Annotated in this window: 10 protein-coding genes; 5 read left to right on the top strand and 5 right to left on the bottom strand. The window is 74.6% G+C overall.

The window, feature by feature from the left end; translation table 11 throughout:
• Window positions 1-21 precede the first annotated feature (21 nt).
• Window positions 22-963, bottom strand: a complete 942-nt coding sequence (locus NFS20_RS10355; protein WP_251151683.1) for an NAD(P)-dependent oxidoreductase — start codon at window positions 961-963, stop codon at window positions 22-24.
• 239 nt (window positions 964-1,202) lie between these two features.
• Here NFS20_RS10355 and gadC point away from each other — a divergent pair, with 239 nt between their 5' ends.
• The 3 genes from gadC to NFS20_RS10340 are packed head-to-tail and all read left to right on the top strand — an operon-like array spanning window position 1,203 to window position 4,703.
• Complete coding sequence (gene gadC, locus NFS20_RS10350) at window positions 1,203-2,774, top strand: glutamate/gamma-aminobutyrate antiporter GadC (protein ID WP_251151682.1); 1,572 nt, start codon at window positions 1,203-1,205, stop codon at window positions 2,772-2,774.
• A 1-nt stretch (window position 2,775) separates the two neighbouring features.
• Window positions 2,776-3,297 carry a hypothetical protein gene (locus NFS20_RS10345; RefSeq protein ID WP_251151681.1) on the top strand — a complete coding sequence of 174 codons (522 nt, stop codon included), beginning with the start codon at window positions 2,776-2,778 and terminating at the stop codon, window positions 3,295-3,297.
• Window positions 3,294-4,703, top strand: a complete 1,410-nt coding sequence (locus tag NFS20_RS10340) for a dipeptidase (RefSeq protein WP_251151680.1) — start codon at window positions 3,294-3,296, stop codon at window positions 4,701-4,703. Before NFS20_RS10345 ends, NFS20_RS10340 begins: the two co-directional genes overlap by 4 nt.
• Before the next feature lie 16 nt (window positions 4,704-4,719).
• On the opposite strand, the gene cydC is transcribed toward NFS20_RS10340, so the two are convergent.
• From cydC to NFS20_RS10320, 4 genes are read right to left on the bottom strand one after another with little or no spacing between them, the layout of a single operon-like run.
• Complete coding sequence (cydC, locus tag NFS20_RS10335) at window positions 4,720-6,621, bottom strand: thiol reductant ABC exporter subunit CydC (RefSeq protein ID WP_251151679.1); 1,902 nt, start codon at window positions 6,619-6,621, stop codon at window positions 4,720-4,722.
• On the bottom strand, window positions 6,618-8,333 hold the full coding sequence (cydD, locus tag NFS20_RS10330; RefSeq protein WP_251151678.1) for a thiol reductant ABC exporter subunit CydD: 1,716 nt from the start codon (window positions 8,331-8,333) through the stop codon (window positions 6,618-6,620). The genes cydC and cydD overlap by 4 nt, the downstream gene beginning before the upstream one ends.
• On the bottom strand, window positions 8,330-9,466 hold the full coding sequence (cydB, locus tag NFS20_RS10325) for a cytochrome d ubiquinol oxidase subunit II (protein WP_251151677.1): 1,137 nt from the start codon (window positions 9,464-9,466) through the stop codon (window positions 8,330-8,332). The genes cydD and cydB overlap by 4 nt, the downstream gene beginning before the upstream one ends.
• Before the next feature lie 45 nt (window positions 9,467-9,511).
• On the bottom strand, window positions 9,512-11,038 hold the full coding sequence (locus NFS20_RS10320; protein WP_251151676.1) for a cytochrome ubiquinol oxidase subunit I: 1,527 nt from the start codon (window positions 11,036-11,038) through the stop codon (window positions 9,512-9,514).
• Between the two features lie 1,921 nt (window positions 11,039-12,959).
• Here NFS20_RS10320 and NFS20_RS10315 point away from each other — a divergent pair.
• Both NFS20_RS10315 and NFS20_RS10310 read left to right on the top strand, forming a co-directional pair.
• Window positions 12,960-15,563: an Rne/Rng family ribonuclease gene (locus NFS20_RS10315; protein WP_502800809.1), complete on the top strand. Its 2,604-nt coding sequence runs from the start codon at window positions 12,960-12,962 to the stop codon at window positions 15,561-15,563.
• On the top strand, window positions 15,560-16,189 hold the full coding sequence (locus tag NFS20_RS10310; RefSeq protein WP_251151675.1) for a GNAT family N-acetyltransferase: 630 nt from the start codon (window positions 15,560-15,562) through the stop codon (window positions 16,187-16,189). The genes NFS20_RS10315 and NFS20_RS10310 overlap by 4 nt, the downstream gene beginning before the upstream one ends.
• Window positions 16,190-16,194 lie beyond the last annotated feature (5 nt).

The following is a 16,194-nucleotide window of genomic DNA, read 5'->3' as shown; positions in this document are numbered from 1 at the left end:
TCCCGCCCGCCCTCCGCGGCGTCAGCGGGGGACGACGTTGCGCAGCTCCTCGCCGGCGCGCAGGGCGTCGAGGTTGGCGTTGAGGAGGTCGGACGCGCGCTGCGGACGGTTGCCCGCGACGTGCGGCGTGAGGATCAGGCGCGGCGCGTCCCACAGCGGTGAACCCACCGGCAGCGGCTCGGTCTCGGTGACGTCGAGGGCAGCACCCCCGAGCGTGCCGGCGCGCAGGGCGGCGACGAGCGCGCCCTCGTCCACCGTCGCGCCGCGGCCGACGTTGACGACGACCGCGTGGTCGGGAAGCTGGTCGATCCGCTCCGCGTCGAGCGCGTGCCGCGTCGTGGGCAGCGCGGGCAGGAGCGAGACGAGGACGTCGGCGGTCGGCAGGAGGGTGGCGAGCTCGTCGTCGGCGACGACCGGGAACCCGTGCCGCTCCCCGCTGCGGCTCGCGACGCCCGTGACGCGCGCGCCGAGCGCGGCGAGCAGGGGCGCGAGCCGCGCGGCGATCGAGCCGAAGCCCCAGATCACGACGTGCGCGCCGTCGAGCGTGTACCGACCGGCGGTCGCCGGGGCGGCCTGCGCGGCGTTGACCGCGCGGTCCCACCGGTGCTCCCTCTGCGCGGCGCCGAGCTCGTCGAGGCGTCGCACGGCGGCGAGGACGAGGGCCAGCGCGTGCTCCGCGACGGGGCCGTCGTGGAGCGACCGCCCGGACGTGACCGTCACGTCGGGCCCGAAGCCCGCGGCGAGCACGGCGTCGGGACCGGCGGCGAGCGTCTGGACCCAGCGGAGCCCGGTGAGGTGGCGCGCGGCGTCGGCGAGGTTGTCGGGCGAGTTCGCCCACGCGACGAGCACCTGCGCGTCACGGTCCTCGACCGGGAGCGGGGCGGCCGCGTCGTAGACCACGACCTCGTCGCCGGGGGCGGCGCGCACGTCCAGGGGGATCGTGTCGGGCACGAGGATCTTCACCGTCGTCTCCAGGGCGTCGGGGGCTTGCGGCGCACGGCCCGGCCGACGTGCAGCACGCCCCGACCGAGCCTCCGCGACCGTAGCAGCCCGCGAGCGACCCGCACTGCCGCGGCCCTGGTCACGGGCCCTTCCGCGGGCGGTTCCCGTGGCGCGGCGCTATGTTCGCCAGGACGCCGTCACGACGACGGCGCGCCGTCCTGGCCGGTCCTTCGTGGACCTCGGAGCACGGGGGTGGAGCGGTGAGCGAGTCGTCAGCAGTGCCGTCCGACGGGGCGCGAGCGGGGGGCGGGTCGCCGACCGGGCCCCCCGGCGCCACGGCAGGGAGCCCGACGCGCGAGCAGGTGCGGGCCGCGATCACCGCCCGCACGCCGCGCAACTACATCACGTGGATCACGCTCGCGTTCATGATCACGTCGTCGGTCGCGAGCCTGCGCGCAGCCCCGACGATGGCGGTCTACGGGCTCGCGGCGGTGTTCCTCTACGTGGTCCCGGCGATCGTCTTCCTGCTGCCGACGTCGCTCGTGTCCGCCGAGCTCGCGTCCGGCTGGTCGGGCGGCGTGTACCGCTGGGTCGCCGACGGCGTGTCGAAGCCGCTCGGGTTCCTGGCGGTCTGGTGCCAGTTCGCGATGACGATCTTCTACTACCCGAGCCTGCTCGGGTACGTGGCGAGCACGCTCGCGTACGTCATCAACCCGGCGCTCGCGAGCAACGGCCTGTACGTGGCGATCGTCATCGTCGTGCTGTTCTGGTCGGGCGTGTGGTTGTCCTCCCAGGGCACCAAGACCGTCGCGGGGCTGTCGAGCATGGGCCTGATCATCGGCACGCTCATCCCCGCGGCGATCCTCGTGGGGCTGGGGATCGTGTTCCTCGCGCAGGGCAACCCGTCGGCGGCGCCCATGGACGCGCAGCACCTCCTGCCCGCGTGGACGGGCCTCGCGTCCCTCGTGCTCATCGTCAACAACTTCCTGTCCTACGCGGGCATGGAGATGAACGCGGTGCACGTCACGAGCCTGCGGCGACCGGGCCTCGAGTTCCCGCGGTCGATGTTCCTCGCGATCGGGCTCGTGCTCCTCATCTTCATCCTCCCCGCCGTCGCGATCAGCTGGGTCATCCCCGCGGACCAGCTCAGCCTCACCGCCGGCGTGATGCAGGCGTTCGACGCGTTCTTCGCGAACTTCGGGGTGAGCTGGCTGACGCCGATCCTCGGGCTCATGCTCATCGCCGCGTCGCTCGGCGGGATGCTCACCTGGCTCGCCGGCCCGTCGAAGGGACTGCTCACCGTCGCGCGCGAGGAGGGCTACCTGCCGCCCTTCCTGCAGCGCCTCAACAAGCACGGGGTGCAGCAGAACATCCTCGTCGCGCAGGGTGTCGTGACCACGTTCATCGCGCTGCTCTACGCGTTCATCCCCGACGTGTCGAGCGCGTACTGGATCCTGTCCGTCATCACCACGCAGGTCTACCTCGTGATGTACCTCCTGCTGTTCGTCGCGGCCGTGCGCCTGCGGCGGATCAAGCCCGACCACCCGCGCGGGTACCGGGCGCCCGCTCTCACGCTCCTGTGCGTGGTCGGCTTCATCGCGTCGGTCGCCGCGATGGTGATCGGCTTCGTCCCGCCCGCGCAGTTCTCGAGCGGGAGCGTCGGGGTGTACGTGCTCATCGTCGGCGGCGGGCTCGGGATCATCGGTCTTCTCGTGCCCGCGCTCTTCTACCTGCTGCGCAAGCCGTCCTGGAAGAACCCGGTCACCGCCGCCGAGGCCGCGGAGCAGGACGGCGACCTGGACACCGCGACGACCGAGGGGACGGAGGCCTGAGATGTCGTCCACCACAGGGACCGCCACGCACGCGCCCCGGCACGAGCCCGAGGAACCGCGACCGCGTCGCTGGGTCGTCTACACGGCCGTCGCTCTCGTGCTGGTCGCACTCGGCGTCGTGATGATCGTGCAGTTCTCGAATGTGCGCGCGAACCGCGACGCGCGCGAGGCCGAGCAGAAGGCCGCCGAGCTCCACGAGCAGCTCGTCGCCGTCGGCATCGTCGGTATCGACCAGGAGACCATCGAGCAGGTCCTCGGGAGCGACGGCGGCGCGTTCTGCACCGACCCCACCGCGCTCGTCGACGCGACCGCGAACCTCGGCGCGGCCAACGGTGCCGCGGGCCCCGGCCTGCGGCCCTCGGTCGTGGAGGAGCGGCGCCTCGCCGGCGACCGCCTCGTCATCGAGGTCTACTGCCCCGAGCAGCTCGACGCGTTCGACGAGTACGTCGACTCGCTCAACCTCACGACGGGCACGACCACGTCCGACGACACGTCCGACGACACATCACAGGAGGACTCGTGAGCGACGCCACGCCGACGGTCGACCCGGCACCTGCAGACAGCGGTCACGTCGAGGAGGTCCGAGGGGCCGTGGGGCGGCTGATGCCCCGCGCCCTGGAGGACCTGCGCACGCTCGTCGCGATCCCGTCCGTGGCGGACGACCGTCTGTTCCCCCGCGCCGAGTGCGAGCGGGCCGCCCGCTGGGTCGCGGACGCGTTCGCCGCCGAAGGGATCGACACGCGGCTCGAGACGACGCCCGACGGCTCGCAGGTCGTGCTCGGGCACCGTCCCGGGCCCGACGGCGCACCGACGGTCCTGCTCTACGCGCACTACGACGTGCAGCCCCCGCTGGACGACGCCGCGTGGACCAGCCCGCCGTTCGAGCTCACCGAGCGCGACGGCCGCCTGCACGGCCGCGGGGCGGCGGACTGCAAGGGCAACATCGTCACGCACCTCACCGCCCTGCGGGCGCTGCGCGCGCTCGGCGGCGACGACCTCCCGGTGGGCATCCGGCTCGTCGTCGAGGGGTCGGAGGAGCAGGGGACCGGTGGCCTCGAGCGCTGGGTCGAGGCGAACCCGGGGGCGCTCGCCGCCGACGCGATGCTCGTGCAGGACACGGGGAACGCCGAGCTCGGGCTGCCGACCCTCACCGTGACGCTGCGCGGCGCGGCGAACGTCGTCGTCCACGTCGAGGCGCTCGCGGGCGAGATCCACTCGGGCATGTTCGGCGGCGCGGCACCGGACGCGCTCGCGGCGCTCGTCGCGATCCTCGCGAGCCTGCGCGACGGACGTGGCGACACGACCATCGACGGGCTCCCCGACACCGTGGCGCGCGGCACGTGGCCCGGCGTCGCGTACGACGCCGACCAGTTCCGGCGCGACGCGGGCGTCCTCGACGGCGTCGGGCTCGTCGGGAGCGGCGAGGTCGCGGACGGGCTGTGGGCCCGTCCGGTCGTGACGATCCTGGGCATCGACGCACCGAGCGTCGTCGGGTCCGCGGCCGCGATCCAGCCGCGCGCGTCCGCGCGCCTCAACCTGCGCGTACCGCCCGGCGCCGACGCGGTCGAGCTCCAGGACCTGCTCGTCGCGCACCTCGAGGCGCATGCGCCGTGGGGGGTGCGCGTGACCGTCGAGCGCGACGCCGCGGGCCAGCCGTTCCAGGCGCGCACGAGCGGCCACGTGTTCGACACGCTGTCCGGTGCGCTCGCCGACGCCTACGGACGCGAGACCGTCACGGCGGGCCAGGGCGGCTCGATCCCGCTGTGCAACGTGCTGGCCGGGCAGTACCCGGACGCCGAGATCGTGCTGCTGGGCGTCGAGGAGCCGGCGTGCCTCATCCACGCGCCGAACGAGTCCGTCGCACCGAGCGAGATCGAGCACCTCGCGGTCGGCGAGGCGCTGTTCCTCGCGCGCCTCGGCTCGCGCTGATCCGGCTCTCGGCGCGTCAGGCGGTCGCGGCGGCCTCCTGGTCGAGCGCCCAGCGGTAGTCCGGCCGCGCGAGGAGCTCGGCGTGCGTCCCGCGCGCCACGACGCGCGCCGGGCCGTCCGGGTCGTCGTCGGGGCGCGCGAGGAGCAGCACCTCGTCCACCGCCTCGAGCGCGCCGAGCCGGTGCGTCGCGACGACGAGGCCGCGGGGGACGACGTCGGACCCGCTGCCCGCCCGTTCGACCGACCGCGTCGTCGCCACCAGGCGTCGCACCAGCGCGTCCGCGGTACCGGGGTCGAGGTGCTCGGCCGGCTCGTCCACGAGCAGGAGCGGTGCGGGGGCGAGCAGTGCCCGCGCGACGAGGAGACGACGTCGTTCACCGCCCGAGACGTCCGTCGCGTCCGGACCGAGCGTCGTGGCGACGCCCTCCGGCAGGCCGGAGAGCCACGCGCCGAGCCCGACGTCGTGCAGCACGGCCTCGGCCTCGGCGGCGCTGACGTCCCCGCGCGCGACGCGCAGGTTCTCGAGCACCGTCGTGTCGAAGACGTGACCGTCCTCGGCGACGAGCACGACCCGGCGCGCTGCCTCGTCGCGAGGGAGCGTGGCGACGTCGACGCCGTCGAGCGTCGCGCGCCCCGCGGTCGGGGCGAGCAGTCCCGCAGCGGTCGCGAGCAGCGTCGTCTTCCCGATGCCGGACGGCCCGACGAGCGCGACCGCGCGCCCCGGGTGCAGCGTGAGACCGACGCCCTCGACGACGGTCCGCGCCCGGGGTCCGTCGGCCAGCCACGCGCACGAGACGCCGTCGAGCACGAGCGTGGTGTCAGGGCCGGGGACCACTCCGGTGACCTGTCGCCCTGACACGGCGGCGGGGTCCGTCGGCTGGTCAGGGTAGGAGGTCAGCGGAGTGACCGGTGGCCCTGACACGTCGAGCAGGCCCATGACGCGGCGCGCGGCCTGGCGCGAGCGGTGCAGCTGGACCGCGGCGGCGGGCAGCGCGTTCGCCGCCTCGAACACCGCGAGCGGCGTGAGCACGACGACGGACAGCTCCTCGGGCGTGAGGGTCCCCGACACGACGGCGGGCAGGCCCAGCACGACCGCCGCGAGCACCGCCGCCCCGACGGCCGCCGCGGCGAGAGCGGCGGAGACCCCTGCGGTGCGGGCGCCGTCGTTGGTCGCTCGGGCGAGGTCCCGGTCCGCTGCGCGCAGGTCGGCGAGGCGACCGGGAAGGCGGCCGGACACCGCGAGCGGTCCCGACTCCTCGAGGATCTCGAGCGCCGAGGCCGTCATCGCGGCGCGCGCGGTGGCGCCGCGGACCTCGACGTCGCGCGCCGAGCGTGCCGAGAGCCACGGCGCGACGACTGCGGCGAGCACGAGGCACAGCGCGAGGGCCATCCCTGCTGCCGGGAGGAACGCCGCGACCAGCGCCACGGAGCCGACCGACACGGCGAGCGCGACGCCCGCGGGGATCAGCGCGCGGACGACCACGTCGCCGACGTCGTCGACGTCGGCCCCGACCCGCGCGAGCAGGTCGCCGCGGCGCAGCCGCACGAGGGCCGCAGGCGAGCCGACGGCCAGAGCCGTGTACAGGTTGGCGCGCAGCGCGGCCATGCCGCGCAGCGCGACGTCGTGCGACGCGAGCCGTTCGAGGTAGCGGAACACGCCGCGGGAGATCCCGAACGCGCGCACGGCGACGACGGCGACCGACAGCGTGAGCACGGGCGGCATCTGCGACGCCCGCGCGATGAGCCACGCCGCGACCGCCGCGAGGGCGACGGAGCTGCCCAGCGCGAGCGTGCCGAGCATGATCGCCCACGCGACGCGGCGCCAGCGCACGTCGAGCAGGTGCAGGGCCTGCCACAGCGGGTCGGCGGCGAGGCGCGCACGGAGCGGTCCGCGCGTCGGCGCGGTGTCGCGGGTCATGCGCCCACCTCCGCCAGGGGCGTCGTGACCGGTGCCGCCGTCACCTCGACGACCTCGTCCGCGGCGCGCACGAGCGACGCGCGGTGGGCGACGACGAGCACCGTCCGGCCCTGGTCGCGCCACGCCCGCACGGCGTCGAGCACCACCTGCTCACCGCGTGCGTCCAGGTGCGCGGTGGGTTCGTCGAGCACGACGAGCGGTGTGCGCGCGGGATCGCCGAGCAGCGCCGCCGTGAGCGCGGCACGCTGTCGCTGCCCGACGCTCAGCCCGGTGCCGCCGCGCCCGACGGGCGTGTCCCAGCCGTCGGGCAGTCCCGCGACGACGTCGTCGAGCCCGGCGGTCCGGGCCGCGCGCGCGAGCGAGTCGTCGTCGACGTCGAGCCCGTCGGTGACGGCGTCGCGCAGCGTCCCGGGGGCGAGCGCCGGGCGCTGGGGGAGCCACGCGACCTGCGGCCAGTAGGTCGGGAGGTCGATCTCCGCGAGCGGGACGCTGTCGCCGTCGGCCGTCGTCCAGGTGACGCTCCCCGCGTCGGGCCGGACGAGACCGAGGAGCACCTGCACCGCCGTCGTCTTCCCGGCACCGCTCGCTCCGACGAGCGCGACCACGCGGCCCTGACCGGGGGACGCGGCGACGGGCAGCAGGAGATCGAGGCCGGCCGGGGCGAGGACGTCGCGGTCGCCCGCGCGCACCCCCACGCCGTGCAGGGTGAGGGTCGAGCCGGCGAGGCGGGGTGCGGGGCGTCGCCCGGGCTCCGGGGCGGGCTCGTCGAGGATCGCGAACGCCTGCTGCGCGGCGGCGATGCCGTCGGTCGACGCGTGGAAGTGCAGGCCGACCTGGCGCAGCGGGAGGTAGACCTCGGGCGCGAGCACGAGCACGGCGATCGCCGGCTCGAGCTCCATACCGCCGTGCACGAGCCGCAGGCCGACCCCCACGGCCACGACGGCGACCGAGAGGGTCGTGAGCAGCTCGAGGACCATGCCCGACAGGAACGCGACGCGCAGCGTGCCCATCGTCGCGCGACGGTTGGCGTCGCCGAGCGCCCGCACGCGCCGTTCCGGTCCGCGAGCGCGCCCGAACGCGAGGAGCGTGGGCAGGCCCGCGAGCAGGTCGAGCACCTGCGCACCCAGGCGCTGCATGACGACGAGCCGACGCTCCGACGTCCCGGCGGTGAGCTGGCCGACGAGGACCATGAAGAGCGGGACGAGGGGGATCGTCACGGCGATCACCAGTGCGGACACCCAGTCCAGGCCGAGGACGACGGCGAGCGCGGCGGGCGTGACCGTCGCGGCGAGCAGGAGCTGCGGGAGATAGCGCACGAGGTAGGGCTCGAGCGCGTCGAGACCGCGCGTCGCGAGCGTCGCCACGGCCGGTCCGCGGCCGCTCGCGAGCCACCGCGGGCCGAGCGCCGCCGCGTGCGCGACGACCTGCTCGCGCAGCTCGGAGACCGTGCGGGTCGCGGCGCGCAGCGCGAACCGCTCCTGCGCCCACGACGTGCCCGCCCGGGCCGCGACCACGGCCGCCAGGAGGCCGACCCGGCCCGCGACGTCGGGCAGGTCGGCCGTGCCCAGGGTCGCCGGGGCGAGGGTCGCGCCGAGCAGGAGGGCCTGCGCGACGACGAGCGCGGCCGTGACGAAGCCGAGCACCGCGGTGAGGACGACGTAGCCCCGCGCGGCGCGTGCCTGTCGCAGGAGCCGCGGGTCGAGCGGCTTCACGCGCCGGCGTCCCCGCGGCCGGAGCCGCGTGGTCGGTCTCCGGCGCCGAGCTCACGCCCTGCCGCGCCGCCGGACGACGCCCCGCCGAAGGCCGCCTCACGCACCTTCTTCAGCGAGAGCCCCGCCGGCGCCGGGATGTCCCGCGTCGACAGACGGCGACGGAACACCCAGTAGGTCCAGGCCTGGTAGCCGATGACGAGGGGCGTGAGCACCAGCGCGACCCACGTCATGACCGTGAGCGTGTAGGCGGTCGACGACGCGTTGTGGACCGTCAGCGAGTTCGCCGGGTCGGTCCCGGGCATCACGTCGGGGTACATCGAGCCGAAGATCAGCACGACCGCGGCGACGATCGTCAGGGCGGAGAAGGCGAACGCGCGCCCTTCCCGACCGCGGGCGTTGGCGACGAGCGTCCCCACGAGGCCGCCCGCGGCGGCCGCGACGGCGAGCCACGTCCACGGCACGGAGTAGGCGACCTGGGCCCACACGGCCCAGCCGCCCGCGAGCACGAGGGCCGCGACACCGAGGACGCCCGCGTGCTGCCGCGCGCGGTGCCGGATCTCACCGTCGGTCTTCAGCGCGACGAACACGGCGCCGTGCAGGAGGAACAGGCTCAGGGTGACGAGCCCGCCGAGCAGCGCGAACGGGGAGAGCAGGGAGAAGAACCCGCCGACGAACTGGTGGTCGGCGTCGAGCTGGACGCCGCGCACGAGGTTCGCGAACGCGACGCCCCACAGCACCGCGGGCACCCACGAGCCCACCTGGATCGCGACGTCGCACCGCCGGGCCCACTGCGGGTCGGCGATCTTGCCGCGGTACTCGAACGCGACTCCTCGCACGATCAGGGCGACGAGGATGAGCAGGAGCGGCAGGTAGAAGCCCGAGAAGAGGGTCGCGTACCACTCGGGGAAGGCGGCGAACGTCGCGCCGCCGGCGGTGAGGAGCCACACCTCGTTCCCGTCCCAGACGGGGCCGATGGTGTTGATGAGCACGCGACGTTCCTTCTCGCGGTGCTCCTTGTCGCCCCGGGGCAGGATCGACACGAGCATGCCCACCCCGAAGTCGAAGCCCTCGAGGACGAGGTAGCCCGTCCACAGGACGGCGATGAGCACGAACCAGACGACGGCGAGATCCACGGTGGTGTCTCCAGAGCTCTCTGTGCGGGTGCCGGGCGCGGCGCGTCAGTAGGCGAAGGACAGGGGAGCGTGGGCGTCGTCGTCGGCGTCGCCGGACCCGTCTCCCGGCGGTTCCTGCGCCTCGGGCGACTCGTCGCGCACGCTCAGCGGCACACCCTCGATCGCGTAGCGACGCATGAGCGTGAACCAGACGCCCGCGAGCGCTCCGTAGACGAGCGTGAAGACGATCATCGACGTGAGGACCATGCCAGGGCTGACGACCGTCGAGACGCCGCGCTCGGTGAGCAGGCGGATCTGGTCGATGCCCGTCGGGTTGGGCGCGACGACCCAGGGCTGGCGGCCGACCTCCGTGAAGATCCAGCCGAACGAGTTCGCGAGGAAGGGCATGGGGATCGCGATCAGCCCGACGCGTGCGAGCCACACGTTGTCGGTGACCCGTCCCCTGCGGGTGAGCCACAGCGCCATGAGCGCGAGCAGGACGGACCCGGCAGCCATGCCGATCATGAGGCGGAACGCCCAGTAGGTGATCGCGAGGTTCGGCGTGTACGTGACGGGGTCACCGGCCGCGGTGGTGTCGCCGAAGCGCTCGGTCATCTCCTCCTGGACGTCCTCGACGCCGGGCAGGTAGCTCTCCGGGCCGGAGAAGTGGCCGGTGCCCAGGTACGAGGCGAGGCCGGGGATCTCGATGAGGTGCCGCACGTTCTCGCACGAGTTCGACAGGTCGCCGATCGTGAGGATCGAGAACGCCGCGCCCTCCTCGCCCTCGCACAGCGCCTCGGCCGACGACATCTTGCCGGGCTGCTGCTCGTACATGATCTTTCCCTGGACGTCGCCGGAGACCGCGACGCCGATCCCGCCCACGAGCATCGCGATGACGCCGAGCGTCACGGCCGGACGGTAGACGTCGCGCGCGAGCTCGACGTTCTCGGCCTTCCTCGTGCGCACGAGGCGCACCATCCACCAGGCGGCGATCCCCGTGACGAAGGTGCCCGCCGTGAGCATCGTGGCGGTGATCTGGTGCGGGAACGCGGCGAGGAGGGTGTTGTTCGTGAGGACCGCCCAGATGTCGTTCATCTCGGCGCGCCCGGTCTCCGGGTTGTAGACCGCCCCGACGGGGTGCTGCATCCACGAGTTGGCCGCGAGGATGAAGAACGCCGAGAGGTTGGTGGCGAGCGCCACCGCCCAGATGCACGCGAGGTGGACCTTCTTGCTGAGCCGGTCCCAGCCGAAGATCCACAGGCCGAGGAACGTGGACTCGACGAAGAACGCGGCGAGCGCCTCCATCGCGAGCGGGGCGCCGAAGACGTCGCCGACGAAGCGCGAGTACTCGCTCCAGTTCATGCCGAACTGGAACTCCTGCACGATGCCCGTCACGACGCCGAGGGCGAAGTTGATGAGCAGGAGCTTGCCGAAGAACTTCGTCAGACGCAGCCACCGCTCGTTCCCCGTGCGGACCCAGGCCGTCTGCATGATCGCGACGAGGGGTGAGAGGCCGATCGTCAGCGGCACGAAGATGAAGTGGTAGACGGTGGTGATGGCGAACTGCCACCGGGCGAGATCTAGAGCATCCACGTGCGCTCCTCGGGAGGCAGACGGGGTCGGACGGACGACACCGGACTCGGGCGACGCGCAGCGCGCCCTCGTTCGACGGTAGGCCCAATCTGCACCATCGGCGCGGCCCGAGATGACGAGAAGTGCTGAAAACCCGGCGCTTGTGACTATGTTCACAAGGTTGCAGGACCGTGGTCCCGCGACGCGCGGACGACCGTCCCGAGCGGACGCGCGCGCCTCTCGCCGACCAGGTGCGTGTCGTCAGGGGCGGATGGTCGCCCTGTGCGATACTGGGCGTGCCAGGCGGGCACCGCATCGTCCCTTGGCGCACACGTGCTTGCAGCAGTCCGCGACAGCGGCCCGCGGAGCGCCGCCACGGGGCGAAGGGCCCGGTACGGCAGGCGCCCGCGCCGTCCACCGCGTGCCGCAGCCGTGACCGACGACTTCCGTCGCGGGGGAGACGCGCTCCGGTGCGCTCTCCCCGGGCGACGACCGACCGCCCGAGGGGCCGCACGGTGCGGGGCGGGGCCTCGAGCAAGCTGGAGCACGACGCGTGACGCTCGACAACACCTCCGACAGCACCGCTGACGCCCCCGCCACGGGCGGCGTCGAGCAGGACCCCACCGCGCAGGCTGCTCCCGCGCGCAAGACCGGTCGCCGTCGCGCGACCAGGAACGTCGCCCCGCCCGCGGGCGAGCCGGTTGCCACCGCCCCGGACCGCGGCGCGGGCACGGACGCCGCGGAAGCGAGCGCCCCCGCGACGTCGAGCACGCCCGCCGCCGCGCCGCGCGCGGCGTCCGCGGAGGAGGCGCCCCGGGCCGACGCCACCCAGGAGCCGGTCGCGGGCGCCCGTGCCGCCCGTCGGCCGCGCCGCGCGACCCGCTCGACGACGACCGCCCCCGACGGCACCTCCGGCGACGAGAGCACCGGGACGACTCCCGCGCCGGCGAGCGCAGGACCGACGACTACCGCCCCGACGAGCGGTGAGCCGTCGACGACCGTCGCAGCGCCGGACGCCGTCGACGCAGCCGTCGAGACGGCGGCCGAGACCGCGCCCGCCCCGCGTCGGGCGAAGAGCGGTGCGAAGCGCAAGAAGGCGGCGCCGACCGGCTCGCCCGCGGTGACCGCCGAGCCGCCGGCGCTCGACGTCCTCTCCGAGTTCGGCCTGCGTGCTGCACCGGCCGAGACGGCCGTGGACGCGCCGGCCGCCGAGCCGGACGCCGACGCGCTGCTCGACGCCGACGTGCTCCTGGGCACGAGCGCGGAGCCGCGTCGCGCCAAGCGGGCCGGCCGTCGGTCGACGTCCGGGACGAAGGCGGCTGCTGCGGTGGCCGCTCCCGCCGAGACGGCTGCACCCGGTGGTGCGGCTGCCCTCCTGGCGGAGGACGCCGGGGCGACCGATCTCCCGGCCGCGGGCGACGCGCCGGCGGCTGAGCCCGACGTCGCGAAGAAGCCGGCCCGCCGCTCGCGCCGCGCGAAGTCCGTGGTCGACGAGACCACCTCCGGCACGGCGACGGCCGCGAGCGCCGTACCCGAGACGACGCCTGAGAGCGCGACGTCGGACGCCGGCGCGGCCCAGGCCGCCTCGGCACCGGACGCCGCGGACGCGGCCGCCACGTCGCCGAGCGCGGCGCCCGCCTCGGGTCAGCGCGCGCGGCGGTCCCGGCGGGCGACCGCCGCGGCCGGTGCGCCGTCGACCGACGCGCAGCGCGAGACCGCGACGAGCCGTGGGGCGACCACGCCCGACACCTCGAGCCCAGCGCCCACGAGCCCGGAGACCGCGACGACCGCGCAGCCCACGTCCCCGGTCTCGACCACGGGCTCGGGGACGCCGCGCCTCGCGACGACCGCACTCCTCTTCCAGGCGCCCGACCCGGCCGCAGCCCCCCGTCGACCGCGCCGCGCCCAGAGCCCTGCCGGGCCGCCTGCGCACCACGAGACGGTGGTGGAGCCCGCGTCCGTCGAGCCCGCTCCCGCGGTGGCCGGGAAGCGTGCGTCCGGGACGACGGCGCCGGAGCCGCCCGTGACCGAGCGGTCCGAGCCGGAGCAGCCCGTGACCGAGCGGCCCGAGCCGGAGCAGCCGGTGGCGTCGCGGGAGCGGTCGGGCGGCCGTGCGACCCGCTCGTCGCGTCGCTCCGCGGGCCGGTCCGCAGGGCCGGCGCGTGCTGCTGCGCCGGTGCCGGACGTCGCGTCGCAGGCACCGGTGACCGAGGCCGCGGACGTGACGGCCGAGCTCGTGCTGAGCGGTGAGGACCGCGCCGCCGTCGAGGAGGTCGAGGCCATCGAGTCGGAGCTCGTCGCCGAGGGCGTCGAGCTCGCGACCGTGGCCTTCGGTCCCGAGGACTTCGCCGACGCGGACCTCCCCGGAACGGTCGACGCCGGCGCCGCTGACGCCGGCACCGCTGACGCCGGCACCGTCGACGCGGAGCCGGCCGACGACGACGACGCCGACGACGCGCAGGAGGGTGACGACGTCGACGGTGCGCCGCGACGTCGGCGTCGCCGCGGTGGTCGTGGCCGTCGCGGGCGCAACGAGGGCGGTCGGGACGGTGCCGAGGCACCGGTCGACGACGCGGACCCCGTCGAGGAGACCTCGGAGGACGCCGAGACCGACGAGGCTGCCGAGGGCGAGGACGAGAGCGGTTCGAGCCGCCGTCGTCGCCGTCGTCGCCGCGGTGGTCGGGGCGAGCCCGGCGAGGTGACGACCCGGACCCGCCCGCGCGAGCGCAGCCTCGCGGACGAGGTCACGGCGCTCAAGGGGTCGACGCGCCTCGAGGCCAAGCGCCAGCGCCGCCGCGAGGGTCGTGACGCCGGACGCCGCCGTCAGATCATCAGCGAGGCGGAGTTCCTCGCGCGCCGCGAGTCCGTCGAACGCTCGATGGTCGTGCGCGAGACGAACGGGCGCACGCAGATCGCCGTGCTCGAGGACGGCGTGCTCGTGGAGCACTACGTCTCGCAGCAGTCCCAGACGTCGATGGCCGGCAACGTCTACCTCGGTCGCGTGCAGAACGTGCTGCCGAGCATGGAGGCCGCGTTCATCGACGTCGGCAAGGGCCGCAACGCGGTGCTCTACGCGGGCGAGGTCAACTGGGACGCCGCGGGTCTCGAGGGGCAGCCGCGCCGGATCGAGCAGGCGCTCAAGTCCGGCGACCCGGTCCTCGTGCAGGTCACCAAGGACCCGATCGGCCACAAGGGCGCGCGCCTGACGTCGCAGATCACCCTCGCGGGCCGCTACCTCGTCTTCGTCCCGGGCGGCGGCATGACCGGCATCAGCCGCAAGCTGCCGGACACCGAGCGCAACCGCCTGAAGAAGATCCTCAAGGAGGTCGTGCCCGACGGCGCGGGCGTCATCGTGCGCACCGCGGCCGAGGGGGCGAGCGAGGACGAGCTGCGCGCCGACGTCGAGCGTCTGCGCGGTCAGTGGGAGTCCATCGAGGCCAAGGCGAAGAAGTCCTCGAGCGCCCCGGCGCTGCTCCAGGGTGAGCCCGACCTCGCGATCCGCGTGGTCCGGGACATCTTCAACGACGACTTTACGTCGCTCGTCGTGCAGGGCGACGGCGCGTGGACCGAGATCTCCTCGTACGTCGAGGAGCTCGCCCCGGACCTTCGCGAGCGCGTCTCGAGGTGGACGGGCACGCAGGACGTCTTCACCGTGCACCGCGTCGACGAGCAGCTCGCGAAGGGCATGGACCGCAAGGTCTGGCTCCCGTCGGGCGGTTCGCTCGTCATCGACCGCACCGAGGCGATGACGGTCGTGGACGTCAACACGGGCAAGTTCACGGGCTCGGGCGGCACGCTCGAGGAGACCGTGACGCGCAACAACCTCGAGGCCGCGGAGGAGATCGTCCGCCAGCTCCGGCTGCGCGACATCGGCGGCATCATCGTCATCGACTTCATCGACATGGTGCTCGAGTCGAACCGGGACCTCGTGCTGCGCCGGCTCGTCGAGTGCCTCGGCCGGGACCGGACGAAGCACCAGGTCGCGGAGGTCACGTCGCTCGGCCTCGTCCAGATGACGCGCAAGCGCGTCGGGCAGGGTCTCGTCGAGGCGTTCAGCGAGACGTGCGAGCACTGCCACGGCCGGGGGTTCATCGTGCACACGGACCCGATCGAGAAGTCGGGCGGGGGCAACGGCCAGGGCAACGGTGGCGGCGCTCCCGAGGGCAACGGCGACGCGAAGCAGCGCTCGCGCCGCAAGCGCGGGTCGGGGTCCGCCACGGAGCAGGGGACGTCCCAGGACGCCCCGATCACGCTGCCGCACGCGGGCGTCCCGGTGCTGCCGGAGGTCTCGTCGCAGGCGCGCGAGGCGGTCAAGGCGACGCTGGCCACCATCGCGGCCGCCGCGGCTCACGCGCACGACCACGCGCACGAGCACGACGGGATCCTGCCGGAGGGCGAGGTCGTCACGTCCGAGCACGAGCCCGAGCCCGAGCCCGAGCACGACCTGCCCGAGCCCGTCGATCCGGCGGCGCACGAGGCGACCGGCCCGGCCGACGACGCACCCGCGACCGACACCCCGGACGAGGCGGTCGAGGACCAGGCGTGACCGCGGTCCCGACGTACGGCGTCGGGCCCGGGGTGCGGCTGCGCGGGTGGACCCCGCGCGACCTCGCCGCGTTCCGCGAGTGGATGCGACCGCACCACGAGTGGCATCGGTGGGACGGGCCGTACTACCCGGTGCCCGACGACGCGGCGGCCGACGCGCTCGTCGCGCGCCTCACGGACGCCTCGGCGGCGGAGGCGCGCGACCCGCGCGGGCTGGCCGAGGACGGACTGCCGCCGCGTCGCGTCGTCGTCGCCGACGACGAGGACCGGCTCGTCGGGACCTGCTCCTGGTACTGGGAGTCCGCGGAGACGCAGTGGGCCCGGCTGGGCGTGACCGTCTTCGACCCTTCGCTCCGGGGTCGCGGCGTCGGGCGCGAGGCGCTGCGCGCGTGGACGACGTACCTGTTCTCGGTGACGGACTGGGTGCGGCTCGACCTCGCCACGTGGTCCGGGAACGGGGCCATGCTCGGGGTCGGCCACCGCCTCGGGTACGTCGAGGAGGGACGGTTCCGCCGTGCGCGCGTCGTGGACGGCGTCCGGTACGACGCGGTGGTCCTGGGGGTCCTCCGCGAGGAGTGGTCCCCCTCCTCGGGCGACGTTCCGCCGGAGGGCGCGAGCCTGGCATAGTGCCG

Source organism: Cellulosimicrobium sp. Marseille-Q4280, from assembly GCF_943181405.1.
In the GTDB taxonomy this organism is placed as follows: Bacteria; Actinomycetota; Actinomycetes; order Actinomycetales; family Cellulomonadaceae; genus Cellulosimicrobium.
This window is presented reverse-complemented; position numbering and strand designations above follow the sequence as displayed.

Bases quoted from the DNA above. Each gene is read 5' to 3' on its own strand.
- NFS20_RS10345 (WP_251151681.1), top strand. From the start codon at position 2,776: ATGTCGTCCACCACAGGGACCGCCACGCACGCGCCCCGGCACGAGCCC.
- cydC (WP_251151679.1), bottom strand. From the start codon at position 6,621: ATGACCCGCGACACCGCGCCGACGCGCGGACCGCTCCGTGCGCGCCTC.